This is a genomic window from Pseudomonas sp. Z4-20, from assembly GCF_051131955.1.
GTDB classification, from domain to species: Bacteria; Pseudomonadota; Gammaproteobacteria; order Pseudomonadales; family Pseudomonadaceae; genus Aquipseudomonas; species Aquipseudomonas marvdashtae.
On sequence record NZ_CP071641.1, the window covers coordinates 3,778,456 to 3,804,121 of the forward strand.

General features: G+C 62.2%; 16 protein-coding genes. 7 read left to right on the forward strand and 9 right to left on the reverse strand.

Annotated elements, in window-relative coordinates:
• Positions 1–106: 106 nt before the first annotated feature.
• Positions 107–13,093, reverse strand: coding sequence for a non-ribosomal peptide synthetase (locus tag J3P82_RS17095; protein ID WP_434557895.1), 12,987 nt, complete (start codon positions 13,091–13,093; stop codon positions 107–109).
• A 270-nt stretch (positions 13,094–13,363) separates the two neighbouring features.
• Here J3P82_RS17095 and J3P82_RS17100 point away from each other — a divergent pair, with 270 nt between their 5' ends.
• Positions 13,364–13,912: an RNA polymerase factor sigma-70 gene (locus tag J3P82_RS17100; protein WP_186636745.1), complete on the forward strand. Its 549-nt coding sequence runs from the start codon at positions 13,364–13,366 to the stop codon at positions 13,910–13,912.
• Between the two features lie 54 nt (positions 13,913–13,966).
• On the opposite strand, the gene J3P82_RS17105 is transcribed toward J3P82_RS17100, so the two are convergent.
• The 3 genes from J3P82_RS17105 to J3P82_RS17115 form a co-directional block, all read right to left on the reverse strand.
• A complete protein-coding gene (locus tag J3P82_RS17105; RefSeq protein ID WP_434557896.1) occupies positions 13,967–14,980 on the reverse strand; it encodes a GNAT family N-acetyltransferase in 1,014 nt (337 codons plus the stop codon).
• 58 nt (positions 14,981–15,038) lie between these two features.
• Entirely contained in the window at positions 15,039–15,827 is a 789-nt protein-coding gene (locus J3P82_RS17110; protein WP_434557897.1) for a substrate-binding periplasmic protein, read from the reverse strand.
• A 63-nt stretch (positions 15,828–15,890) separates the two neighbouring features.
• On the reverse strand, positions 15,891–16,517 hold the full coding sequence (locus tag J3P82_RS17115; RefSeq protein WP_434557898.1) for a TetR/AcrR family transcriptional regulator: 627 nt from the start codon (positions 16,515–16,517) through the stop codon (positions 15,891–15,893).
• A gap of 226 nt (positions 16,518–16,743) precedes the next feature.
• Here J3P82_RS17115 and J3P82_RS17120 point away from each other — a divergent pair, with 226 nt between their 5' ends.
• Positions 16,744–17,286, forward strand: coding sequence for an exonuclease domain-containing protein (locus tag J3P82_RS17120; protein ID WP_186609908.1), 543 nt, complete (start codon positions 16,744–16,746; stop codon positions 17,284–17,286).
• A gap of 87 nt (positions 17,287–17,373) precedes the next feature.
• Positions 17,374–17,658, forward strand: a complete 285-nt coding sequence (locus J3P82_RS17125; protein ID WP_186636758.1) for a pyrimidine/purine nucleoside phosphorylase — start codon at positions 17,374–17,376, stop codon at positions 17,656–17,658.
• A 79-nt stretch (positions 17,659–17,737) separates the two neighbouring features.
• Here J3P82_RS17125 and J3P82_RS17130 read toward each other — a convergent pair whose 3' ends face one another.
• Complete coding sequence (locus J3P82_RS17130; protein WP_434557899.1) at positions 17,738–18,547, reverse strand: MOSC domain-containing protein; 810 nt, start codon at positions 18,545–18,547, stop codon at positions 17,738–17,740.
• Positions 18,548–18,612: 65 nt separating this feature from the next.
• Entirely contained in the window at positions 18,613–19,542 is a 930-nt protein-coding gene (locus J3P82_RS17135; RefSeq protein WP_434557900.1) for a chemotaxis protein CheV, read from the reverse strand.
• A 480-nt stretch (positions 19,543–20,022) separates the two neighbouring features.
• Here J3P82_RS17135 and J3P82_RS17140 point away from each other — a divergent pair, with 480 nt between their 5' ends.
• The 3 genes from J3P82_RS17140 to J3P82_RS17150 all read left to right on the forward strand — a co-directional run bounded on the left by J3P82_RS17140 (position 20,023) and on the right by J3P82_RS17150 (position 22,268).
• Positions 20,023–20,493: a hypothetical protein gene (locus J3P82_RS17140; protein WP_434557901.1), complete on the forward strand. Its 471-nt coding sequence runs from the start codon at positions 20,023–20,025 to the stop codon at positions 20,491–20,493.
• A gap of 225 nt (positions 20,494–20,718) precedes the next feature.
• Positions 20,719–21,612, forward strand: coding sequence for a sensor histidine kinase (locus J3P82_RS17145; RefSeq protein WP_434563861.1), 894 nt, complete (start codon positions 20,719–20,721; stop codon positions 21,610–21,612).
• Positions 21,609–22,268: a response regulator gene (locus J3P82_RS17150; protein ID WP_434557902.1), complete on the forward strand. Its 660-nt coding sequence runs from the start codon at positions 21,609–21,611 to the stop codon at positions 22,266–22,268. The genes J3P82_RS17145 and J3P82_RS17150 overlap by 4 nt, the downstream gene beginning before the upstream one ends.
• Here the strand turns inward: J3P82_RS17150 and yegS are convergent.
• Positions 22,252–23,169: a lipid kinase YegS gene (yegS, locus tag J3P82_RS17155; protein WP_434557903.1), complete on the reverse strand. Its 918-nt coding sequence runs from the start codon at positions 23,167–23,169 to the stop codon at positions 22,252–22,254. The genes J3P82_RS17150 and yegS overlap by 17 nt on opposite strands.
• 345 nt (positions 23,170–23,514) lie before the next feature.
• On the opposite strand from yegS, the gene J3P82_RS17160 reads away from it, so the two are divergent.
• Positions 23,515–23,823, forward strand: a complete 309-nt coding sequence (locus J3P82_RS17160; protein WP_434563863.1) for a hypothetical protein — start codon at positions 23,515–23,517, stop codon at positions 23,821–23,823.
• Between the two features lie 55 nt (positions 23,824–23,878).
• On the opposite strand, the gene J3P82_RS17165 is transcribed toward J3P82_RS17160, so the two are convergent.
• Together J3P82_RS17165 and moaB are read right to left on the reverse strand one after the other, a co-directional pair.
• The gene (locus J3P82_RS17165; RefSeq protein ID WP_434563865.1) at positions 23,879–25,066 is read right to left on the reverse strand and encodes a molybdopterin molybdotransferase MoeA; all 1,188 of its coding nucleotides are present in this window, start codon (positions 25,064–25,066) and stop codon (positions 23,879–23,881) included.
• 22 nt (positions 25,067–25,088) lie between these two features.
• A complete protein-coding gene (gene moaB, locus J3P82_RS17170; protein WP_434557904.1) occupies positions 25,089–25,628 on the reverse strand; it encodes a molybdenum cofactor biosynthesis protein B in 540 nt (179 codons plus the stop codon).
• Between the last annotated feature and the right edge of the window lie 38 nt (positions 25,629–25,666).

A 25,666-nucleotide genomic window follows, 5' to 3' on the forward strand; every position in this document is an offset into this window, starting at 1 on the left:
AGGGAAAACCTTCGGGAGACTGAGCCGCGACAAGCGAGGCGTCAACCACGGGGTTGCCCTGCTTGTGCCGCCAGCTCGCGATGGGGTCCTTATAGACGCCGCAAAACTACAATCCTTCCAACTGCGCCATCAGATCATTCAACCGATCCGCCTTCTCCTCGGTGATTTCGCTGGCCGCCAGCCCTTCGATGTATTCGGCCAGCTCCTGCACCGTGCTGCACTCGAACATGGCCCGCAGCGGCACGTTGCGTTGCAGGGCTTTTTGCACACGCGAGGCGATTTGCGTCGCCAGCAACGAATGCCCGCCCAGCTCGAAGAAGTTATCGCGTATCCCCACCCGCTCGACCTTCAGCACCTCGGCCCAGATGTCCGCCAGGGTCCGTTCCAGATCGCTGCCAGGGGCTTGATAATCCTCGCTTTGCAGCTGGCCAATCTCCAAGGCCGGCAAGGCCTTGCGATCCAGCTTGCCGTTAGCGTTGAGAGGCAACCGGTCGAGCCACAGCCAGTGCAGCGGCACCATATATTCCGGCAGCTCGGCGCGTAGCCGTTGTTTGATGCGCTCCAGCCGTTCGGTCGGGTTCAGCGTCGAGTCGGCGGCAACCAGGTAGCCCACCAGATGCTTGCCATGGGCGCCGTCCTGCACGCTCACCGCGCCGTCGCGGATCTCGGGCTGTTCGTGCAGCCGCGCTTCGATTTCCCCCAGCTCGATACGATAGCCACGAATCTTCACCTGATGGTCGATGCGCCCGACATATTCCAACACGCCGTCGCTGCGGCGTCGCGCCAGGTCGCCGGTGCGATACAGGCGTTCCCCGGCTGCGCCGAACGGATTGGGCACGAACACCGGCGCGGTGCGCAGCGGATCGCCGACATAACCGCGTCCGACCCCGGTGCCGGCGACACACAACTCCCCCACCGCGCCCAGTGGCACCAGGTCCAGCGCGCCGTCGAGCAGGTATAAACGGTTGTTGTCGGTGGGTGTGCCGATGGGCAGGTAAGTGCCACGGGTCGAGGCCATGTCGACGCGGAAGAACGCGACGTCATCGGAACATTCAGCCGGACCGTAGGCATTCACCAGGCCGATATCCGGGTAACGCAACAGCCATTGGTGGGCGAGCTCCGGCGGCATCGCCTCGCCGGTTGGCAACATCCAGCGCAGGCCATCGAGGCCGATGCGCTCCTGGGCAAGCATGCCCTGGATCAGTGACGGCACGCTTTCCAAGACGGTGATGCCCTGGCGTTGCACATGGTCCAGCAGTCCTTGCGGGTCATGGGCGATGGCATTCGGCACGATGTCCACCCGAGCGCCGAACAACGGGGCGGCGAGGAACTGCCACACCGAGATATCGAAACTCTGCGACGCCGTCTGGGCAATCACGTCCGTTTCGTCCAGCGCCAGGTAAGGCACTTTGCTGAGCTGGTTATTGAGCATGCCGCGCTGCTGCACCATGACGCCTTTGGGCAACCCCGTGGAACCCGAGGTGAAGATCACGTACGCCAGGTGGTCCGGTCCGTTGTAGACGCCGGGGTTGTCCAGCGATACATCGCCGGCCTGGACGTTCTCCCAGACCAGCAGCTTCGGCCGACCGGCACAGGCGAACGCTTCCAGCAACGCCAGCGCCTGCTCCTCACAGGCGCGAGTGCAGACCAACAATGGCGTACGGCTCAGTTCGATGATGCGGCTCAGGCGCTGGCTCGGCAGGCCAGGATCAAGCGGCAGGTAACCGCCACCGGCCTTGAAACTGCCGATGATCATGCCCAACAGGTCCAGGTTCCGTTCGGCCAACAGCGCCACGGGCTGATCGAGACCGACGCCGGCCGCGATCAGCGCATGACCGAGACGGTTGCTGCGTTCATTCAGTTGCGCGTAGGTGCAACTGTCCTCCAGGCAGGTGGCGGCGACGCGTTGCGGATGGGCCGCCACTTGGGCCTCGAACAGCTCGACGTAACTGCGCTCCAGCGGATAGTCGCGCGCGCTCTGGTTACAGCCTTCGACGAGCAAATCCCGCTCTTGGGCGCCGATCAGCGGCAGTTCAGCCATGTCGCCATGGAAACCGTCCATCAACGCCAGCAGCAATCGCTGGAACTCGCCGAGCAGTCCCTGGACGGTGGACTCGTCGAAATAACGTTGGTCGTAGGACAGGTGCAGCCCCAAGTCATCGCCCGGATAGCAGACCGCCGTCAGCGGGAAATTGGTGTGGGTGCGGCCCGAGTCAGAAGTGGCATTGAGACTCTGCGCGCGGTCCAGCACCGAGACTTCCACCGGCGCGTTTTCAAACACGAAGAGGCTGTCGAACAGCGGCTGGCCCTTGGGCAGTTCACTGGCTTCCTGGATGCTCACCAGTGGCAGGTATTCGTACTCGCGCAACTGCATGTTGCTGTCCAGCAGGCCGTTGAGCCAATCGCGCACACTGCAGCGCTGGTCGTCGCCCGGGATCTGCACCCGCAAGGCCACGCTGTTGATGAACAGCCCCACCGTGCGCTGCATCTGCGGCAGCTCCACCGGGCGCCCGGCCACGGTCACGCCGAACAGCACGTCCCGATCACCGCTGACCCGGCGCAACACCAGGGCCCACGCCGCCTGGGCGAAGGTATTCACGGTCAATTGATGGGCCTGGGCCAGTTCCCGCAGCCGTGCACCGTCCCGGGCGTCGAGCCGCGTGTAGCAGTCGCCGACCACCATGCCGCCGCTATCACCGGCGTGCTCGCGCAGGAACGGCCGGTCGCCGGGGATCGGCGTGGTCCGTTCGAAGCCTTGCAAATTGCTCTGCCACCATTGCCGGGCTTCGGCCAGGCTCTGGCGTTGCAGCCAGCCGATGTAGTCGCGATAGCGCGGCGGCACGGCCAGTTGAGGCTGGCGATGTTCACCGAGGGCGGTGTAGATCTCGAAGAAATCGTCCATCAGCAGTGAACGGCACCAGGCATCGATCAGGATGTGGTGATTGCTCATCATGAACCAGTAGCGCGCCGCGCCGACCCGGATCAATCGCAGGTGGAACGGTGCCTCGTTCAACAAATCGAAACCGGCCTCGCGCTCCTGCTTGAGCAACGCCTGGAGCTTGGGCTCCTGCTCATCCTCGGGCACCTGCGTCCAATCGAGACAGTCCACCGGCGTGCGGCCGGGCTTGTGGATGACTTGCAGCATGTCTTCGCCGACGTTCCAGCAGAACGAAGCGCGCAAGGCTTCGTGGCGGGCGATGACCGCCTGCCAGGCCTGGGCGAAACGCTGTGGGTCCAACGCGCTGTTGATGCGATAACGGTCTTGCATGTAATACAGGCCCGTGCCCGGCTCCAGCAACGTGTGCAGCAACATGCCTTCCTGCATCGGCGTCAGCGGATAAACGTCTTCGATCTGCGCGGCCGGCACCGGCAGGTTGTCGAGTTGTGCCTGGGTCAGTTTCGCCAGCGGGAAATCCGACGGCGTCAGGCCGCCCGCCTCGTCCGCGAGGCAATGTTCGATCAGGCGCTGCAACTCCTCGAGATAGGCATCGGCCAGCGCGGCGATGGCCTCGCGGTCATGGCGCTCGGCACTGAAGGTCCAGCGCAGCACCAGTTCACCGCCGCTGACTTGGCCGTCGACACCCAATTCGTTAGGCAGTGGCGCGTCAGGGTCGTGGATCGAGCCCAGCGGTGCGTCGAGTGGCCGGAACAGCGCGTCGTGGCCGAGGGTCTGGTCGAGCTGGCCAAGGTAATTGAAGGTGATCGTGGCGCGGGGCAAAGCGGCCATGGCTTCACGCGCGGTCGTGTCGGCCAGGTAACGCAGCACGCCATAGCCGAGGCCCTTGTGGGGCACGGCGCGCAGTTGTTCCTTGATGGCTTTGATCGAGGTGCCGAGATCGTCCCCCCCAGGGCTCAGCCGCAGCGGATAGACGCTGGTGAACCAGCCCACGGTGCGCGTCAGGTCGATGTCATCGAACAGTGCTTCGCGGCCGTGGCCTTCGAGCTGGATCAGCGCCGATGCATGACCGGTGCGGCGACACAGCACCCGAGCCAGCGCCGTGAGCAGCAAGTCGTTGACCTGGGTGCGGTAGGCGCTCGGCGCCTGTTGCAGCAGCTGGCGGGTGCGCTCCGCGTCCAGGCGCACGCCGACGACTTGCGCGTGACGCTCCTGTTGTCCACCATCGGCACGCGTGCAAGGTAGCGTCACGTCCGGGCCGCTCAATTGGCCTTGCCACCAGCCCAACTCCTCACGCAAGGACTCGCTGCCAGCGTAGGCCTGCAACCGCGCCGCCCAATCCCGGAACGGGCTGGTCTTGGCCGGTAACTGCGGCGCTTGCCCGTTCACGGCTTGGCGGTAGGCGGTTTGCAGATCGTCCATCAACACCCGCCACGACACGCCATCCACCACCAAGTGATGGACAGCGATCAGCAACCGTTGCCGACCGTCGGGCATGTCTGCCAGCACGGCGCGCAGAAGAGGCCCAGTCGCCAGGTCAAAGCTGCGCTGCGCCTGGGCAAATACCCCTTCGCAGGCGTGTGGCGAATCCACGGCCAGGTGCTGCAACAGCACGCCGTCGAACAACGGCTGATGCTCGGCACGCCAATGCCCGGCCGTGTTGCCAAAGCCCAGGCGCAAGGCATCATGCTGCTCGAAAACAGCGCGCAATGCCTGCGCCAGGTAATGCGCTTGCAGGGGCATCGCCGGCTCCAGCAGCAACGCCTGGTTCCAGTGATGACGGTTGGGTATCGCGCTGTCGAAGAACCAATGCTGGACTGGCGTCAGCCCCGACTCACCGCTCAACAAGCCTTGCTCGGCGCTCACCTGCTCGCTGCGGGTGGCTATGGCGGCCAAGGCTTGCACGGTCTGGTGCTGGAACAGATCACGTGGGGTGAAGTGGATGCCCTGCTGCCGGGCTCGGCTGACGACCTGGATCGAGAGGATCGAATCGCCCCCCAGCTCGAAGAAGTTGTCGTTGAGGCCGACCTGTTTCACGTTGAGCACCTCGCACCAGATCGTCGCCAGCGACTGCTCCAAGGCATTGCTTGGCGCCACGTAGTGTTGGCGGTTGAGTTCCGGATCCGGCATCGGCAGGGCGCGGCGATCCAGCTTGCCGTTGGCGGTCAGCGGCATGCTCGCCAGCAGGATCAGGAGGGTGGGCACCATGTACTCGGGCAGTTGCGCCTTGAGGTGATGTTTCAGGGTTTCGCGCAAGGCCGCTTGTTGCACCGAGTCCTGTTCGGCGACGTCGATGGCCAGATAACCGGCCAGTTGCTTGCCACCGGGCATATCGAGCGCCAACACCACGGCCTCGCGCACAGCGTCGTGCTCCAACAAACGGTTTTCGATTTCCCCCAGCTCAATGCGAAAGCCGCGGATTTTCACTTGGTGGTCGATTCGGCCCAGGTATTCCACCTGGCCGTCGGCACGCTGGCGCACCAGGTCGCCGGTGCGGTACAGCCGTCCGCCAGCGGCGGCAAACGGGTCGGCGACAAAACGCTCGGCGGTCATGCCCGGGCGTTGGTGATAACCCTGGGCCAGGCCGGCGCCACCGACATACAGCTCACCCGTGGCGCCTTGCGGCACCAGTGCCAGGTCGGCATCGAGAATGTAGGCCACCCGAGCGCCGATCACGCTGCCAATCGGCACGCTGCCCGCGCCCTCCTCCAGCCGTTGCGGGGCCAGGCTCGCCAGCGGCATTACCACGGTTTCGGTCGGCCCATAGGCGTTGAAAAACAGGCGCGGATTGAAGGCGGCGCGGATGCGTTGCAGATGCTCGCCGGTCAGGGCTTCGCCACCGGTGATGCACATGCGCACCGGCAACGTTTGCCCCTGGCCCGCCAGCCATTGCGCCAACTGGCTGCCGTAGCTGGGCGTGAAGCCGAGGATGTTGATGCGGTGCTGGCGAATCAACCCGCAGATCTCCTGGGCGTCCCACTGGCCCTGGGCGCGCAGCACCACATGGGCGCCACTGAGCAACGGCACCAGCAGGCGCTCGGTAGCGGCATCGAAGTTGATGGAATAGAAGTGCAGTTCGCAATCGTCCGGGCGCATGCCGAAGCGCTGGATCACCGCTCGGCAATGCATGGCGATTTCACCGTGGGATACCACCACGCCCTTGGGCTTGCCGGTGGAACCGGAGGTGTAGATCAAGTAGGCCTGGTGCTGCGGCAGGTTGATCAGCGCCGGCGCATGATCCGCGTATTGCGCCAGGGCCGCCGAATCGTCTTCCAGGCACCAGCGCTGCACGCCCTCCGGCAATGGACCAAGGACCTCGAACATGGCCCGGTCGCTGAGCAACAGGCCGACGCCGCTGTCTTCGATCATGTAGTGCAAGCGGTCCAGCGGATATTCAGGATCCAGCGGCACGTAGGCGCCGCCCGCCTTGAGGATCGCCAGCAGGCCGACGACCATTTCCAGCGAGCGCTCCAGCGCCAGGCCCACCCGCACCTGCGGCCCGACGCCCCGTTCGCGCAACATCCAGGCCAGGCGATTGGCCCGGCCATCGAGTTCGGCGTAAGTCAGGGTCTGGCCGGCGAAGCTCAGGGCCGGCGCGTCGGGGCGCGCCTGGGCCTGCTCAGCGAACAGCGGGTGGATGCATTGATCCAGGCGATGCTCACCCGCCTCCTCGCCGAGGCTGTCGAAAAGCTGCCGTTGCTCGCTCGCGTCCAGCAGCGGCAGCTCACTCAGTCGCCGGGACGGATCGACCAGCAACGCTTCCAGCAGATTGCGCCAGTGCCCGGCCATGCGGGCGATGCGCGGTTCGTCGAACAGGTCAGTGCTGTAAGTCAGGCAGCAACCCAGCCGATGGTCGAGGTCGGTGACTTCCAGGTTCAGGTCGAACTTGGTCGCGCGGGCGTCGTTGACCAAGTAGTCGACGCTCATGCCGGCCAACGTGCGGCTCTGCTGGAATTCCCAGCGCTGCACGTTGCACATCACTTGGAACAGCGGGTTGTACGCCGCACTGCGCGGCGGTTGCAGGGCTTCTACCAGATGGTCGAACGGCAAGTCCTGGTGGGACTGGCCTTCGATCACGGTATGGCGTACCTGCTCGAACAATTCGCCCACCGACATCTGCCCATCGAGCTGGCAACGCAGCACCTGCGTATTGAGAAAGGCGCCGATCAAGCCTTCGCTTTCCGGACGGATGCGGTTGGCCACCGGCGCGCCGATGCGCAAGTCGGTCTGGCCGCTGTAGCGATAGAGCAACACCGCCAGGGCGGCGGTCATGGTCATGAACAGCGTCAAGCCCCGTTCGGCGTTGAAGGCACGGACCCGGGCGGCCAGCTCATCGCTGAGATCAAAGCGGAACAACTCGCCGCGATGGCTTTGCACCGGCGGACGCGGGCGGTCGGCCGGCAGTTCCAACAATGGATGTTCGCGGCCCAGTTGCGCGGTCCAATAGTTCAATTGTCGCTGGCGCTCGCCGGATTCCAGCCATTGGCGCTGCCAGACGCTGTAGTCCAGGTATTGCACCGGCAACGGCTCCAGCGGCGACTCGCGGTCATCGATAAAGGCTTCGTACAGCGCGCTCAGTTCTCGGGCAAAGATGTCCATCGCCCAACCTTCGGTGACGATGTGGTGCAGCGTCAGCACAAAGTAATGCTCATGCTCGGCGGTCTTGACCAGGCAGGCCCGCAGCAGTGGCCCGGTTTCCAGGTCGAAGGGCTCGTGGGCCTCGCTGTCCGCCAGTTGCCGCACGCGCTGCTGGCGAACATCGGCGTCGAGCATCGAGAAGTCCTTCCAGTCCATGCGCAGGCCTGTTTCGCCGTGCACCTGCTGGCGGGCCACGCCGTCGATGCTCGGGAACGTGGTGCGCAGGGTTTCGTGGCGCAGGATCAAGGCTTGCAAGGCTGCTTCGAAACGCCCGACGTCCAGCACCCCGCGCAACCGCGCCATGCCGCCGACATTGTAGGCCGGGCTGTCCGGCTCCATCTGCCAGAGGAACCACATGCGCTGCTGGGAATACGACAACGGTACCGGTTGGCTGCGATCGACTGTCTCGATCGGCGGCTGGCCGTTGGTCCGACCGCTGGCCTGGATCAGCCGCACCTGCTCGGCAAAGGCGCCCAGCTCGCTGTTCTCGAACAACGTGCGCAACGGCAGCTCGACATCGCAGGCCTGGCGAGTGCGGGAAATGATCTGGGTCGCCAGCAACGAATGGCCGCCCAGGGCAAAAAAATCGTCCCGCAGGCCAATGCGCGCAAGCCCCAGCACATCGCGCCAGATGCCGGCGATCTGCTGTTGGAGTGCGCTGGTCGGCTCGACGTGCTCGCGCACCTGCCATTGCGGCTCGGGCAAGGCGCGGCGGTCGAGCTTGCCGCTTGGGCTCAGCGGCATGGCGTCCAGGCGCAGCAGTTGCGCAGGCACCATGTACTCCGGAAGCTCGACGGCCAGGGCGGTTTCCAGACGCGTGGCCTGGGCGCTTTCGTCTTCATGGACCGCGTCGGTCGTGTAGTAGCCGATCAACTGCGGGCCGGCCGCCGTGTCCCGTACCAGCACCGCCGCTTGGGCGACGCCGTCCTGGGCCAGCAGTCGGGCTTCGATCTCTTGTGGCTCGACCCGGAAACCGCGCAGCTTGACCTGCTGGTCGAGACGGCCAAGGTATTCGATCACGCCGTCCGCCCCCCACCGCGCCCGGTCGCCAGTGCGGTACAGCCGTGCGCCCGCCGATCCTTGCGGGTCGACGATGAAGCGCTCGGCCGTCAGGCCCGGACGCCCCAGGTAACCCCGGGCCAGGCCCAGGCCACCGATGCACAGCTCGCCGGGCACGCCGATCGGCAGAGGATTGAGATCATTGTCGAGCACCCGGCACAGCACATTGGCTAACGGCCGGCCAATCGGCGAGCGCTCGCCATCGGCTTCGGTGCAGTGCCAATGGGTGACGTTGATGGCGGTTTCGGTCGGGCCGTAGCGGTTGTGCAGTTGCACCGCAGGCAACCGCGCCAGTACCCGGCTACGCAGCTCGGCCGGCAGGGCTTCGCCACCGGAAAAGATTCGGCGCAGGCTGGTGCAGCGGGCGCTCGACGGTTCGTCGACGAACAGGCTGAGCAGCGGCGGCACGAAATGCAGCGTGGTTACGCCAAACTGCTCGACCAACTGCGCAATGCGGTGCGGGTCGCGGTGTTCGCCTGGGCCGGCCAGTACCAATTGGCTGCCGGCGACCAGCGGCCAGAAGCACTCCCACACCGACACGTCGAAACTGATCGGCGCTTTTTGCATCAGCACGTCGCTTTCATCCAACCCATAGGCGGCTTGCATCCATTGCAAGCGCTCAGCCAGGGCCGCGTGGGTATTGTCGACGCCCTTGGGTTGACCGGTCGAACCGGAGGTATAAATCACGTAGGCCAAGTGATCGCCATGCAAGTGCAGGCCCGGCGGATTGCTTGGCCATTGCTCCAAGTGCAGGGCGTCCATGGCGATGACGCTGACGCCCTCGCAGGCCGGCAAGCGTTCGAGCAATGCGGTCTGGGTCAGCAGCAAATCGACGCCGCTGTCATGGAGCATGTAGGCCAGGCGTTCACTCGGGTAATCGACATCCAGCGGCACATAAGCGCCGCCGGCCTTGATGATCGCCAGCACGCCGATGAGCAACGGCGCCGAACGCTCGGCGGCGATCGCCACGCACACGTCCGGGCCGACGCCTTTGTCCCGCAGGTAATGCGCCAGCCGATTGGCCTGGGCGTGCAGCTCGGCGTAGTCCAGCGAACCACCGTCCCACTGCAGCGCGGTGCGTTGCGGGCTGCGGCGGGCTTGTTCATTCAACAGTTCCGGCAGCCATTGCGCGGCGGGTTCACAGGGCGCAGCCCCCCAACGCCGCTGCTGGGCGAGTTCCTCGGCACTCAACAACGGCACGTCCCCGATGGCCTGGTGCGGGTCGCTGCAGACGGATCGCAACAGGTTGCAGAAATGCTCGGCCAAGCGCGCGATGGTCGCCGCCTCGAACAGTTCGTCTGCGTAATCGAACGACAACATCAGACGACCGTTGCGGTCTTCTTCGCTGTGCAATTGCAGGTCGAACTTGGCTTCACGGCTGTGCCACGGCAACTCGTCGGCCAGCAGTCCGGGCAGACGCCGCAACGCGCCCAGGTCCCGCTGCTGGTGATTGAACATCACTTGGAACAGACCCTGCTCGCGGGCCTGGGGATACGCTTCGAGCAGCTGTTCGAAAGGCAGGTCCTGATGAGCCTGGGCACCCAGCGTAGCCGCTCGGGCCTGGGCGAGCAGCGCGGCGAACGGCTGGCGCGCATCGGTTTGTGCCCGCAGCACTTGGGTGTTGATGAAGAAGCCGATCAGCCCTTGGGTTTCCAGGCGCGGGCGATTGGCGTTGGGCACGCCGATGCGGATGTCGGATTGGCCGGTGTAGCGCTGCAATAATGCTTGCAAGCCCGCCAGCAGCAGCATGAACAGCGTCGCGTCATGCGCTTGGGCGACTTGGCGCAGGGCCTCGCCGAGGTCCCTGTCCAGACGCACGCTGTGGCGCGCGGCGCTGCGACGCTGCTGGGCATTGCGTGGATGATCGGTGCTCAGCGCCAGGGGCGGATGCTCATCACCCAACTGCTGTTTCCAGTATTCCAATTGGCGTTCGGCTTCGCCTTGGGCGAGCCATTGCCGCTGCCAACTGCCGTAGTCGGCGTATTGCAACGGCAACGGTGCCAGTTCCGCCACCTGTCCCCGGGATGCAGCGGCGTATAGACGCGAGAATTCATCGATCAACACGTTCATCGACCAGCCGTCGGCGATGATGTGGTGCAGCGTCACCAGCAACTGATGCTCGTCTTCATCCAGGCGCAACAAAGTGACCTTCAGCAGCGGTCCCTTTTCCAGATCGAATCGGCTGGCCGCTTCGTCTTCACGGATCTGCCGCGCACGGGCTTCGCGCTGGTCGGCGGGCACGTCGCTGAGGTCGATCACCTGAAGGTTGAATTCACCGGCAGGGTCAATCTGTTGCAAGGCTATGCCGTCACGTTCCAGAAACCGCGTGCGCAGGGATTCGTGGCGTTCGATGAGTTGCTGGAAGCTGGCGCGCAATGCGTTTTCCTCCAGCTCACCGCGCAAGCGCACGGCGCCGGGGATGTTGTAGGCGCGGCTCGAAGGGTCCAACTGCCAGGTCAGCCACAAGCGGTTCTGGGCCAGGGATTGGGGCAACGCTTCGGCGCGGGACAGTGGATTGATCAGGCCTTGAGCCCGACCGCCGTCACGCTGCAGGTTGACCACTGCTGCGGCGAAAGCATCCAGGGTCGGGGCCTCGAAAAGCAGGCGCAAGTTGAGTTCCAGGCCCAGGATTTCGCGCAGCCGAGCGATGACTTGGGTAGCGACGATCGAATTGCCGCCCAACAGGAAGAAATGGTCGTCGCCGCGCACCTGGTCGACCTGTAATTGCTCGCACCAGAGCTGGCCAATCAAGGCCTGGAGCTCGGATGAAGACCCAGGCTCATCGACCCTTTGCACTTCGGTCGAGGGGAACAGCGCATAGCTGTCGAGGCTGCCATCCGCCAACTGGGCGCGACACGCCGAACGCTGCAGTTTCCCGCTGGAGGTCTTCGGCAACGCGCCAGGGTTGAGCAGCACCACGACGCTGGGCGCTTGTTGGCAGCTGTCGGCCACGGCCTGGCGAATCGCTTTGATCAGGGCTTCGGGCGGGAGAATCTTCTGCACGCTGCGGCTGATTTCCGCGGCGATGCCGATGCCTTCTTCGCCGTCGTCGTCGACTGCAAAAGCTGCGACTCGTCCTTTGCGCACTACTTCCACTTCGCGCTCGATGGCTTGTTCGATGTCCTGTGGATAAAGGTTATGGCCACGCACGATCAGCATGTCCTTCAGGCGGCCGGTAATAAACAGCTCGCCGCCACGTACAAAACCCAAGTCGCCGGTGCGCAGCCACGTGCGACCGTCATGCTGGACAAAGGTCCTAGCGCTGGCTTCGCGATTGCGCCAGTAACCGTGGGCGATGCTCGGCCCGGCGGCCCAGACTTCGCCAACCTGACTGTCAGCCAGCGGCTGCAACGTGGAGGGCTCGACGATCAGCACCGCATGACCCGGCTGGCTCACGCCACAACTCATCACCGCGCTGCCCTGCCCCGGTTCGGCGCGGTTTTGCGCCAATGCCGCATCGTCCATCCGCATCGCAGGAATGCCTCGACCGCGCGGCGTGCCGGCGACGAACAAGGTCGCTTCGGCCAGCCCGTAGGACGCCATGAAGCTGTCGGGGGTAAAGCCGCACGGGGCGAACTTTTCGGCGAAGCGCTCCAGGCTGTCGAGGCGGATCGGTTCGGAGCCGGAATAGGCCACGCGCCAGCCGCTCAGGTCGAGGCGGCCCAAGGCTGACTCGCTGACCCGTTCGCAGCACAGCCGATAGGCGAAGTCCGGGCCACCGCTGATGGTGCCGCCGTACTCGCTGATCGCTTCGAGCCAACGCAACGGTCGAGCGAGGAAATAAGCCGGTGACATCAGCACGCAGGGCACGCCACTGAAGATCGGCTGCAGCAAACCGCCGATCAGGCCCATGTCGTGATACAGCGGCAGCCAACTGACAATGACGTCGTCGGGATTCACATCAATGCCGAAGCCGTGACGAATCAATAATTCATTGGCTACCAGGTTGCCATGGCTGACTTGCACACCCTTGGGCAAGGCGGTGGAGCCGGAAGTGTATTGCAGGAACGCGATAGCATCGTCTTGCAGGTCCGGCGCCAGCCATTGTCCGGCACGGGCCGGATCGAGGGCATCGACGCACAACACCGGCGGTGCCGATTCGATGGCCTGCAAGGTGTCACGCAAGTCAGCGCTGGTCAGCAATAACCGTGGCTCGGCGTCAGCGATGATCGACAGCAGCCGCTCCTGGTGATGGCGACGCGTGGACTCCGGCGGATAGGCCGGCACGGCGATCACGCCGGCGTACAGGCAACCAAAGAACGCCGCGACGTAATCCGGGCCGCTGGGGAACAGCAGCACCGCTCGATCACCGGGCTCGGCGTCGGCCTGCAAGGCGGCGGCGATGGTCCGGGCGCGCAGATCCAGGTCGCGATAACTCAGGACCACGCTCTGCTGCGCGGTGTCGGCGAGGAAGCGCAAGGCCACCCGGTCCGGCGTCAACGCGGCGCGGCGCTGGAGGGCATGAGCCAGGGTGCTGGGGAGTTCGAACGCTTCGGTCATGGGGGGTTCCTGCCTGAATTCGGCTTGCAAGTTGTCCCCCATGGAACGGATAGCGCCGGCAAATAATTAGTCGTCGGCCCTGCGTAACAGACCGCTTGACCGTCGCGCAGAGCGACAAAGAGTCGCAGCGCTCAAGCTGGACTTCCTTTCATCAATAATTCTTCTTCTCAATTGACAATAATTATCATTAAGCCTAATTTGGCCGTCGATGTGTAGGACAGGTCCGATGGACCGGTCGTCCTGCTAACTAATTGCAGCAAGGTGAATTCCATGACGGAACAAGTATCCACAAGCAGGTGCGACTCACCGCTACTCCAAGCATTTGTCGATAACCGAACCATTCTGGTCAAGATCGCGGCGCGTATCACCGGTTGCCGGTCCCGCGCCGAAGACGTCGTCCAGGATGCGTTTTTCCGATTGCAATCGGCACCACAGATCACCTCGTCTTTCAAGGCCCAGCTCAGCTACCTGTTCCAGATCGTGCGCAACCTGGCGATCGATCATTACCGCAAGCAGGCGCTGGAACAGAAATACTCGGGGCCGGAAGAGGAAGGATTGAACGTGGTCATCCAGGGTGCTTCGCCGGAGACGTCTCACATCAATTTTTCCACGCTGGAGCACATTGCCGAGGCGCTGACCGAGTTGCCCAGCCGTACCCGCTACGCCTTCGAGATGTACCGTTTGCACGGCGTGCCGCAGAAGGACATCGCCAAGGAACTGGGGGTCTCGCCGACCTTGGTCAACTTCATGATCCGCGACGCCCTGGTGCATTGCCGCAAGGTCTCAGGGGTTCGTGCGGACACCTTCGCCCGACGCTGATATCGGTAGTTGTCCAGCTTCATCGCGAGCAAGCTCGCGATGAAGTTTCAAGGCCTACACCAACGAACACCGCTCGAAAAACCGCTCGCGCCCCAGGATCATCAGGGCCGCTCGCTTGTGCGGGAAATCGAATTCTTTCTCGCAATGAAAGCACTGGTTATGCAGATGCCCGATCATCCGCGCGTTATCGGCGCGGGGCTCGGCCACCACGCGTTGAGTGCGCGGGTCATCGAGAAACAGGTAATGGACCAGCGCCGACAGCCAGCTCGCCACCTTGTGCGGGCCGCGGTGCTGTTCCTCGCCGACCAGCATATGGATGCCGCGATCGTAGTCGCTCGCTGCATAAAACGGCGCGATTCGATCTTCCTTGGCCCAATAGGCTTCGAAATAGGCGAATGGCTGCTCATCGAAACAGCCGATCAGCGTCAGGACCCTAGGGTCGTGCTGCAGTTTGGTCAGGTATTGGCGATGCTGCTCCAGGCTGCCCTCTTCCTGCCAGAAACTGGCCACTCGCGGACTGTTCTGCCAACGGTTGAAGCGCGTCAGGTCATGCTCGATTTCCAGGGTTCGCAAGGACACCCACGCCCCCAGACGCGCGTCGAAGCGCCGATACACCTCGCCTCGTGGCTTGACGGGTCGGCAAGGATGGCGCTTGCCATCGGTGATGATCATCTGCTGCGGATAACTGCCGCTGAACGACTCGCCCAGCCAAGGCTGCGGCAATTGCCAGAACAGCGTGCGCTCGCACAGGTATTCGTTGGGTTGCAAGGTGTCCACCAGCAAGCCGCTGAGCAGTGCCTCGCCTGGACGTTCATCGAGGTGCCAGACCAGTTGCTGGCAGCCCGGGTCCCTGGCAAACAACCAATAGCAAGCCGCCCAGAGCGCCGGACCCACAGGCCGATCATTGGGCTCCTGCAAATGCACATGCAACTGGGGACCGCGCTCCAGGCGCAACCGGACCAGCGGCGCGTCCTCGAGCATCAGGCTCAGGTGGCGTTCTGTTTCATCGGCGCCGAGACTACGGCCGCCAGGCAAGGGAAGCGTCGCCGCAGGATTGAAGTGAGACATTGAAGGGGCTCGCGTATTCGTCGGTAGTCAACGTGTGACGTGAGCCGGGAGGGGAAATTTAGTCGCGCACTTGGTGGGCGTGGGTCGGCACCAGCTCGATCTGGTAGGGTTTGAAAATCGCCAGAAGCTGGCCATCGTCCCGCAGTTTCTGCAGCAATCGACCAAACGCCTCCGCAGAAATGGGCGCCTGCGGTCGGATCAACGCGTAATGATGATAAATCTGATCGATACGCTCGGAGACCAGCAACTGGGAAGCGAGCTGGGGATTGCGCAACAGATAATCGCTGAGGTACGAACGGGTCACCAACGCAATGTCCGCACGCCTGCGCAACATCATTTGCATATTGCTGTCATGGGAATAGGTCAACGTGGCGTTGAACTGGCCGATGAGGAATTTGGGGTCTGAGTTGAACTGCGCAAAGGCGTAGTGATAACCGCTGAACAAGGCCAGCCGCTTGCCTCGAAGGTCCGCGAAATAGCTCTGCTGGCGATCCGGCAGTTTCTGCGCTACGAAGACCTCAGCGTCTTCCAGCCCCATGTCCACCAGCGTATGGGGCACATCCTGCCAGCCCCAGTCTGGATTCTCGAAAATGGCCATGTCGACCCGGCCTTGCTTGAAGTCGTTGAAACGGCGTGGGATCGAGGTGGGCACCAGGACGAACTCGTAATCGGCCTGGGATCGATTCAACGCCTCCACCAGTTGCGGCAGCAGCCCGGTGTCGGCACCATTCTCGGGACGAACGGTATAAGGCGGAAAATGTGCCGCGCCGATCCGGACCTCTTGCGCCGCCTCGACAGGCAGCATCAACAAAAGGCTCAGAGCGGCCAGCAGAGCGCGCGAGGTCATCCCCATCGGCGAAAAAATCAAGATAACCCACTCCCCAAGAAATTCCCATCAACACAATGACGCTTATTGTTCTTCTTTCAGCACCAGGATCAGCGCCTGCTCGGCCAATTCATCAAGACTCAGGCTGCCTTCGGCGCGAAACCAGGTGGAGGTCCAGGACAACGCCCCGGTAAGGAGACGCCGCATGATGGACACGTCCCCGCGAATATACCCGGCATCCCTGGCCTGGCCCAAGACTTCGAGCCACACAGCTTCGTAGATATCACGCAGGGCCAACACTTGTCTCTGCCCTTCTTCGGATAAGGAGCGCCATTCATAGACCAGCACCGCCATCGCCTCGCCGGTACCGCCCATGATCGATTGCAGTTCGCAGCGGATCAGCGCCAACACGCGCTCGCGCACGCTGCCACCTTCGGCAAGCGCCGCGCGCATCAACGCGGTGTTGTAGCGGATGGTTTCCTCCATCACCGCCCGCAGGATCTCGTCCTTGCTTTTGAAGTGATGGAAAATGCTTCCCGACTGGATGCCAACGGCGCTCGCGAGGTCGCGCACGGTGGTGCGTTCAAAGCCTTTGTTGCGAAACAGGTGAGCGGCGGTCTGGAGCAATTTTCCGCGTGCGCTGTCCGGATCGGTCAGTTGCCCGTTGTCGACCAGCTCACGCATCACGCGCAGGGCTTTTTGCTCGTCCACCCACTCTCTCCTACCGTTGATCGGCCAACGCGGGCCACTCAAGCAAATCCAGGTGGCGCGGGCAATTTAAGCTGACCGGGGCGGCCAAGCAAGCGCTCGGGCGCGGTCGTTCAAATCGAGCATGCCTGCCGATCGTCGAATATTGCAGAACGAGACAGGACTAGGCGGATATGCCGGGTTTGGCTACGCTCAAACCCATCGACACGCCGATACCAGGAACCTTGCAATGCCTCAATGGCTGGTGATTGATCTGGAGGCCACCACCGATGAAGGTGGCTGGCCGGTAACCGAAATGGAAATTATCGAAATCGGCGCCACCCTGGTGAATCGAGATGGCCGCGAAGTGGATCATTTCCAGAGGTTTGTTCGGCCTTTGAGGCGGCCACTGCTCACGTCTTTTTGTCGCCAGTTGACGCACATCAGCCAGGCCAATGTCGACAGTGCGGCACCGCTTGCAGAAGTCTGGCCGGCGTTCGAGCATTGGCTGGCGCCCTATCACGCACGCCTGGAAGGCTGGGTCAGCTGGGGCGACTACGATCGCAAGCAATTGCTTCAGGAATGGCAGCAGCAACAATTGCACAGCGTTCTCGACCAGGTACCGCATATGAATCTCAAGCAACGCTTCGCCAAGGCCCGTCGGCTGGAGCGCCCCTTGGGGCTCAACGGGGCGCTCCAGCTGGCCGGAATGCAATTCTGTGGGCAACAGCACCGCGCGCTGGAGGACGCCCGCAACACGGCGAGACTATTGCCCCTGGTGCTCACAGGCTGACCGTAAGGTCCGGCGCGGCAGATGACGACCGTTGTGGCCTTGTGCATACTGGCCGGCCTTTTTCAGCCCTTTCTCGAGGAATCGCCCATGTTCAAAGTCAACGAGTACTTCGACGGCACCGTCAAGTCGATCGCCTTCGGCACTGCCGAAGGTCCCGCGACCATCGGCGTCATGGCACCGGGCGAATACGAATTCGGCACCGCCCAACGGGAAATCATGCACGTCGTTTCCGGCGCCCTGACGGTTAAACTGCCCGACAGCACTGACTGGGAAACCTTTGCCGCTGGCAGCCAGTTCAACGTCCCGGCCAACAGCAAATTCCAGCTCAAGGTGACCGTCGACACGGCTTACCTGTGTGAATATCGCGGCTGAACCTGCCTCGCCACAGAGCGGTTACGTCATAAACAAAAATGCCCGTGTCCAATGGCACGGGCATTTCTATTCATGGGTCTTATTCCAGCACTTCGACCGGCATGCCGACTTCAAGGCTGCCGTCGCCGTCGTTGACCAGATTCTGGCCGAACATCGCGCCATCCGGGGTCGAACGATACTGCTGCAATGTCGCGAAAGGCTCACGCTTCGGATCACGTTCGCCCGTATGCGGATCGACCGTTGTCATGATGCAGCGCGAGCACGGCTTGACCACCCGGAACTCCACCTCGCCGATGCGAATGCGCTTCCAGCCATCCTCGGCGAACGCCTCGCTGCCTTCGATCACCAGGTTGGGACGAAAGCGCAGCATTTCCAGCGGGCGACCGACCTTGCTCGATAAATCCTGCAAGGAGGCCTGGCCAATCAGCAGCAGGGGGAATCCATCGGCGAAGGCGACCTTGTCGTCGTCCTTGCCGTAGCCGGCTGCCGTGGTGCGAGCCAGCTCCACCGGCACATGGACCAACCGGGTGGGATTGCCGATGAATTCACTGACCCAGGCCGCCGCCTCGTCGCCCGCATCCGGCACGCGCAAGGTGTCACGCCAGATGATCACGCCGCGCCGTTGTTCTTCACGGGCGGACGGCAGCGGCACCTCGATGGCGCCGTGGCCCGGCGCGCTGAGGGTCAGGCCACCCGCCTCGCTCCACACAGCCGAGAGCTGGCTCATTTTCGCCACGGCTCGCTGGGTCAGGAATCGTCCACTGGCCTCATCCACCAACATCCAGCGCCGATCACCGTCGAGCCCGAGCTTGTCCAGGCCAATCCCCTGCAGCAGCTGGCCCTTGCCGGACTTCAACGGATAACGATACAGCGCGCTCAGCCGCAACATGGTCGACTTCCCTGGTGGCTAAAAAACGCAACCTTATACGAGCCGACCGGTGAAGCAAACCTCGATCAGCCGTGGTCGAGCATCAACCGTTGGCGCACCACATCGACCAGCTTGTCCGGCTGGAATTTGGAGAGGAAATTGTCACAGCCGACCTTCTTCACCATCGAGTCGTTGAAGCTGCCGGACAGTGAGGTATGCAATACCACGTAGAGCGCGCGCAAGCGCGGGTCGTTACGGATTTCAGTGGTCAGTCGATAGCCGTCCATCTCCGGCATTTCCGCGTCGGTGAAAATCATCAGCAACTTGTCGGTCATGACCTCGCCGGTATCCGCCCACGCCTTGAGCATGTTCAACGCCTTCAAGCCGTCACTGGCGATGTGCATCTTCACGCCCAACTGGCCCAGGGTGTCACGCAACTGGGAAAGCGCGACATTGGAGTCGTCTACCAGCAATACTTCACGACCGCGGGCGCGCTCCAATACCGGATCCTCGAGTTTGTCCCGGGAAACCTTGGCGTTGTAAGGCACGATTTCGGCGAGGACTTTTTCCACGTCGATGATCTCCACCAACTGGTCGTCCACCTTGCTGATGGCCGTCAGGTAATGCTCTCGGCCGGCGCTGGTCGGAGGCGGCAGGATGGCTTCCCAGTTCATGTTGACGATGCGGTCCACGCCCCCCACCAAAAACGCCTGGACCGAGCGGTTGTACTCGGTGACGATGATGGTGCTGTTCGGTCCCGGCACCAGTGGACGCATGCCGATGGCCTGGGACAGGTCGATGACCGGCAACGTCTGGCCCCGCAGGTTGACCACGCCACAGACGAACGGATGGCGCTGGGGCATCAACGTCAGCTTCGGCAGCTGCAACACTTCCTGGACCTTGAAAACGTTGATGGCGAACAACTGCCGCCCCGCCAGGCGAAACATGAGAATTTCCAGGCGATTCTCACCCACCAGTTGGGTTCGTTGATCTACTGTGTCGAGAATGCCGGCCATCGATGACTCCTGGGCTTGTTCGGATGAATCCTGTAAAGGCTTTATCGGCTGCATGAGCCGTTTCTTGACCCCGACATGAAATAGCTGTGCGGGGCATTGATGTCACATTAACATCATGTTTTACTGGCTTCCCATCTGTACACCGTCATTTTTCTCGCCGCGCGACTTCGGTTTGCGTGCAAAGTTCCCATGTCTAAGGGATTCCCCTAGGCACAATCAGGTCCAACCTGATATTCCCGCTATCCAATAGCCATTAATGTGACGCCATTCTCATTGTTGAATGGAGTCAGGCCTTTGTGCGCGACCGTAGGACATCGGACTTCCAGTCGTTCGGCCGCTCTCGCCGGTTCAATCGTCTGCGCACCGGCGTTTGCCGAGCGGCAAAGGCTGGCGACGCGCTGCCGTTCGTTGTCGGCCATGAGATCCAGCCGTTCGTCACACGCGATCACTTTCGCCTGACATGATGTTGTGGAGATAAGCATGCCGAACGATCGCAAGAACTGGAGCCAGCGCCTTCCCGAGTTCCTGATTGAAGCCGAGACGCTCTTGGCCAAGTCAGAGGAATGCCTGAGCCACCTGCAATTGATCAACAACGACAAGGACGCCATTGATTGCATGCTCAGCACCTTGCTGAAGCTGGCAAACAAGGCCGATGCCTTGGCGTTGGAGGCCGTTTCGGAGTTTTCGCTGCACATCCATGGCTTGCTCACTCACGCGCAACATCACATGGAGCTGCACGATCAAGCGCTGGACGCGCTGAAAGATTGTTTCACACTGATGGCCTGGCAACTGGAACTGGTCGATCACACCACCGGCAAGCTGGGCCTGGACAACAGCGAACAGACCTCTCTGATCGAAGCATTTGCTTTTCAGGTAGGCCAGAGTCCTTGCGAGGTATTACAACCATCGCGCTCCTTGGCATTGGTCCCCTTCGCTCAGAAACAAGCCTGAAATCGCTGGTTGCGACTCGTGTTCATGTACCCGGCTCGCTGGGCGTTGCGGCCGCCAAGCCGAACGCGACCAACGATATTCGAAGTGGTACTATGTCTCGCGTCAGTCGCTTCGAACAGCCGCCGCCAACTGAAGCCGTCCCCGACCTGAAACGTTTACCCGACCCGGCCCGTCAGATGCGCTGACCGGCCTGCCCGCAGCGAACATCCATTGGCTCCATCCGCTATGTACGCCAGCTTCAAGTCACTTATATCCTGGCCACCCTCCCGAGAAAACGCCCGCCGGTTCACGTTGCTGCTGTGCATCTGCTCGACCCTCGGCTGCCTGCTGGCCTACCTGACGGCCGTTACCGTACCGCTGAGCTTGCTGGCGTTGAATGTAGCGGCCCTTTCCTGTGTCTGGATCCGGTATCGACTGTCTCGACAGTCCATCAAGTTCCAACCGCAGGAACTGGCGGATCGGCTGCTCGAAGTCCAGGAAAACGAGCGCCATCGACTCAGCCGGGAACTGCACGACGATATTGGGCAATTACTGACCGCGGCAAAGCTGCAAAGCGAATGGCTCAAACGCCGCATGCCGGACGATTTGCAAAGCCAATGTTCCGTGCTCTGCGAGACGCTGGACGAAACCCTGAATAAAGTGCGGGACGTGTCGGCCATCCTCAACCCGAGACAGCTGACCAGCCTGGGACTCGAAGCCAGCCTGCGCGCGCACCTGCTCAAGACCCTGGCCAATACGCCGGTGAAATGGAGCCTGGACTGTCAGCAGCGCATGGCCGGCATACCGGAAGAAATGACGGTCGCCGCCTTTCGCATCACCCAGGAAGCGGTCACCAATATCCTGCGCCATGCCCAGGCGACGAATCTCCTGGTACGCCTGCAACGCCTGCCCGAAGGCCTGACGTTGTTGATCAGTGATGACGGCCGGGGATTCGTCCCGGCCACCCATCCCGCCCGCGAAGGGCAACGCGGCATGGCCGGCATGGCGGAGCGGGTCGAACAACTGGGCGGCACCCTCAAGGTTACCAGCGAGGCCGGAAAAGGCACGCATATCGAAGCTCGCATTCCCTGGGCGCCTCGCACCCTGGAACGGGCCAGCAAGAATAAGGTTCTCCATTGACTTGTAATTTGCTTTTGGTAGATGACCACTCGCTGATCCGGGCCGGTGTGCGCGCCCTGGTCCTGGATCTGCCTGGCTACGCCGTCGTCGGCGAAGCCAACGACGGCGCACAGCTATTGGAACTGGTGGAGCGGCTCGATCCGGATATCGTGCTGCTGGATATTTCGATGAAAGACACCAGCGGCCTCCAAGCCTTGCAGCAGCTCAAGCAAGCGCGTCCCCACAGCAAGGTGTTGATCCTGTCCATGCACACCGATCCCGCACTGATCATGCAGGCGCTGGAATCCGGAGCCCATGGTTATCTGCTCAAAGACACCACTGCCACCGAGCTGGAACACGCCCTGGATGCACTGCGCAATAACGAGCGCTACCTTAGCCCGGCCATTGCCCACACCGTGATCAACCAAGCATTGACCCGTGTCCAAAAACACCAACCCGATCCAGCCCAGACCCATAACCTGACCGCTCGCCAGTTGGAGATCCTGCGGCTGATCGTTCGCGGCAAATCCACCCGGGAAATCGCCAACGGCCTGAGCCTGAGCATCAAGACCGTAGAAACCCACCGAGCCCAGATCATGAAGCGCCTGCAAATCCATGATGTCGCGGGGTTGGTGCTATTTGCAGTACGCGAGCAGATTATCAGCCTGGACGACTGAGCAGGCCCGAAGACCCCAATAGAGGCGAATCCGCTGGCAAGTGCACGCGCAACGCCTTGGGCCGCACAGTGAAACGCAGATCATTGACCTCCAAGGGTTCGCCATCCAGATTGATATCCAGGCCTTGGGCTACCTTGATTTCCACCCATGGCAAGCGCGCCCGTACGAACATGTTGTCGATACCCAGGCCGCCGGACAGCAGATCCTTGAGTGTACTGACTACTTCCTGCGGTGCAGGCAGGATGCTTATATCGAGCAACCCATCGTCGGCCAGCGCCTCAGGGCACAGCACATGCCCTCCTCCGGCCTGCCGAGCATTGCCTATACCCAGCGCCAACAGATCACCACGCCAATGAAAACCGGGGCCCTGCAGCTCGCCATAGGCAGCACTCAGCTCACTGAATCTTGAAAGGCCGGTAAACAGGTAAGCGGCACCGCCAAGGACCTTTTTAAGGTCCTCGGAAGTATTCGCAGTGACCTGGCTGCCGAAACCACCGGTGGCCATGTTGAGGAAAATCCGTCCACCGACCTCACCCAGATCAACCGCCCGGGGCGCAACGTCGAGTAGATCCAGGGCCTGCTCCGGGTCCAACGGAATCCCCGCCGCCCGAGAAAAGTCATTGGCAGTGCCCAGCGGCAACAACACCAGGCTGGCGTCACCAGCCTGCAGGGCGATGGCCTCGGCGATGTCGCGCAAGGTTCCGTCGCCCCCACCTGCGATCAGTTGCGTGTAACCGGCGTCCAGTGCTTCCTCGACACATCGCTGGGCATCGCCGGCTTCCCAAGTCAGCCGAACCGCCAGATCCCAGCCTTGTTTGCGCTTTAGCGTCACTGCCGCGCGAACCTCTTCGTTGAGCGCCTGCTTGCCGTGCAGGATCAATAGCGCCTTGCCTTTGCTCATCGTTGTCTCCGTCATTGGAAAGGTTCAGGAATGAGACCGCCCGCGCAGCCGAAAAAGCCCGGACTCGCTCAATCTTTTAAAAAAAACACACGACTTGCCTTTCGCTGTCACAAAAGACCGGACGGCCTCACTCAGGGATTTCCTTATTCAAGGAATTTTCTTACAAGTCTTGGCGAATCAGTTCAATTGACCCTCTTGTCATATTGAGACACCTTGGCATCAGCTTACGTTGAAACGGTAAATCGATCATTTAGAAGGATGTGTTGCCCATGGACGGATATGCCACGGCCCGTAGAGGTCCGCTTGATCGCTGGAAAAATCATGTTTGCCGGGGAGAAACGCCCCATGCATAGCCATGAATACAAGGTATCGCCCCGGCAGTTCGTACCCTTCGGGGGTGAACGAGCCGATGGGCAAGACGAAGGAAAAAGCTGCAGTAAGCCTACTGGAGGAACTGATTTGGAACCGCGCTTCGTTGAACTGGAAACCCACCTCAAGTACATCCGCAGGGACATGGATGAAATCCGTACCGACGTCAAGGCGGTTCGACACCGACTTGCCTATCTGGCCGGTGCGGCGGCGGTGGTGATCGGATTGCTGGGCTGGGTCGCGAACAACCGATTCGACCAACTGGTGACGTTACTGTCGCGCTAAGGATTACAAGTAGAGGCCCGAGTACCTACTCGGGCCTGAACATGTTGAATCAGAGCTAACCCAAGACTTCGCTCAAGGGAATAAAGCTCACTTCATCGCCCTCGACCAGCGTTCGCTCTTCGAGGACCTCGACCAGCCCGTCGGCCCAGGCTGCGCTTCGCAAGACGCCCGAACTCTGGTTGCGGTAAATAACTGCGCGGCCATTTTCAATACGCCCTCGCAAGTACTCTCTCCGACTGCCCGCCTTCGGCCAGACGAAACCGGCGGGCACCTTGAACTTGAGCGGTTCCACAGACTGAACGCCCTGGCGTCTCAGTAGATATGGCCGAGCCAACAGTGCAAAAGTCACCAGCGTAGAAGCGGGATTTCCGGGCAGACCTATTACCGGCACGCCACGGAAATGTCCGACTGTCAGCGGTTTTCCAGGCTTGATGGCGAGCTTCCAAAGCGTCAGCTCACCCTCTTCACGTAACGCGATGCCCAGGAAGTCGGCCTCACCCACCGAGACCCCACCCGTGGAAAGGATCAGGTCGACATCTGCCAGCCCGGCCAGGCACCGGCGGGTAGCGGACAAATCGTCAGGCAGGATGCCCGCATCCACGACCTCGCAACCCAGACGCTGCAGCCACCCACAAAGCAACACACGGTTGCTGTTGTAGATCTGCCCCGGCCCCAGGGGCTGGCCAGGTTCCACCAGTTCATCGCCCGTGGACAGGACTGCAACGCGCACTTTGCGCACCACCTCCAGCGATGCACAACCCAGGGATGCCGCGAGTCCCAGCTCGATCGGACCCAGGCGAGTACCGGTGCACAGAACCTGTTCGCCGACGGTTGTTTCCTGCCCTTGGGGACGGATATTTTGCCCGCTCGCCAGCGGCTGGGTGAACCGTACCCGCTGGTCATCTTCGACCACGACGTTTTCCTGCATCTCGACGCAATCGGCGCCGACCGGAACGGGCGCGCCCGTAAAGATTCGCGCGCAGGTTCCCGCGGCCAAGGGCTCTGGAGCCTGCCCGGCGAAAATCCGCTGACTGACCACCAGCGCCTCGCCATGCCAGTCGGCCAGGCGCAAGGCGTAGCCGTCCATGGCGCTGTTGGGCCAAGGCGGCAGATCGAGCGTCGCCACCAGGTCCTCGGCCAGCACCCGGCCCTCCGCCTGCGCCAGGGGCACCCGCTCGCGCTGGATGATCGGTGAAGACGCCGCCATCTCAAGCAACCGCTCCAACGCGACCTCGACCGCCATCAAGGCGCCAGTCTTGCCCGGTTTACCCACGGGATTCACAAGGCGCCGCCTGTTTCAAATGGGCCACGAAGTTACACGGCCGATGCCGCACATCCAATTGCTCCGCCAGGATCCCGTCCCATCCGGTGCGCACCGCATTGGTTGAACCCGGCAGGCAACACACCAGCGTACCGTTGGCCAGGCCGGCCAGGGCTCGCGATTGCACCGTTGAAGTGCCAATGTCCGCCACGGATATCTGCCGGAACAATTCGCCGAACCCGTCGACCTGTTTGTCCAACAGGCACGCAACGGCCTCGGGTGTACTGTCACGACCGGTGAAGCCGGTACCACCAGTGATCAGCACCACCTGTACGACCTCGTCGGCAATCCAGGTGGCGACTTGCGCGCGGATCTTGTACAGATCATCTTTTAGCAACACCCGCGCAGCGAGGTTGTGCCCTGCCTCCGTGAGCCGGTCGACAAAGACCTGCCCCGATGTGTCGGTTTCCAGGGTACGGCTATCACTGACAGTCAGTACCGCGATATTGAGCGGCACGAAAGGTACATCAGCCTTGGCTTTCATAGGCTCTTCCAGTTGTAGAGGAAACAGCCTGGTGTTAT

Bases quoted from the DNA above. Each gene is read 5' to 3' on its own strand.
- J3P82_RS17100 (WP_186636745.1), top strand. From the start codon at position 13,364: ATGACGGAACAAGTATCCACAAGCAGGTGCGACTCACCGCTACTCCAA.
- J3P82_RS17135 (WP_434557900.1), bottom strand. From the start codon at position 19,542: ATGGCCGGCATTCTCGACACAGTAGATCAACGAACCCAACTGGTGGGT.
- J3P82_RS17130 (WP_434557899.1), bottom strand. From the start codon at position 18,547: ATGTTGCGGCTGAGCGCGCTGTATCGTTATCCGTTGAAGTCCGGCAAG.
- J3P82_RS17120 (WP_186609908.1), top strand. From the start codon at position 16,744: ATGCCTCAATGGCTGGTGATTGATCTGGAGGCCACCACCGATGAAGGT.
- J3P82_RS17110 (WP_434557897.1), bottom strand. From the start codon at position 15,827: ATGACCTCGCGCGCTCTGCTGGCCGCTCTGAGCCTTTTGTTGATGCTG.
- J3P82_RS17165 (WP_434563865.1), bottom strand. From the start codon at position 25,066: ATGGCGGTCGAGGTCGCGTTGGAGCGGTTGCTTGAGATGGCGGCGTCT.
- J3P82_RS17160 (WP_434563863.1), top strand. From the start codon at position 23,515: ATGCATAGCCATGAATACAAGGTATCGCCCCGGCAGTTCGTACCCTTC.
- moaB (WP_434557904.1), bottom strand. From the start codon at position 25,628: ATGAAAGCCAAGGCTGATGTACCTTTCGTGCCGCTCAATATCGCGGTA.
- J3P82_RS17105 (WP_434557896.1), bottom strand. From the start codon at position 14,980: ATGTCTCACTTCAATCCTGCGGCGACGCTTCCCTTGCCTGGCGGCCGT.
- J3P82_RS17095 (WP_434557895.1), bottom strand. From the start codon at position 13,093: ATGACCGAAGCGTTCGAACTCCCCAGCACCCTGGCTCATGCCCTCCAG.
- J3P82_RS17140 (WP_434557901.1), top strand. From the start codon at position 20,023: ATGCCGAACGATCGCAAGAACTGGAGCCAGCGCCTTCCCGAGTTCCTG.
- J3P82_RS17125 (WP_186636758.1), top strand. From the start codon at position 17,374: ATGTTCAAAGTCAACGAGTACTTCGACGGCACCGTCAAGTCGATCGCC.
- J3P82_RS17145 (WP_434563861.1), top strand. From the start codon at position 20,719: ATGTACGCCAGCTTCAAGTCACTTATATCCTGGCCACCCTCCCGAGAA.
- yegS (WP_434557903.1), bottom strand. From the start codon at position 23,169: ATGAGCAAAGGCAAGGCGCTATTGATCCTGCACGGCAAGCAGGCGCTC.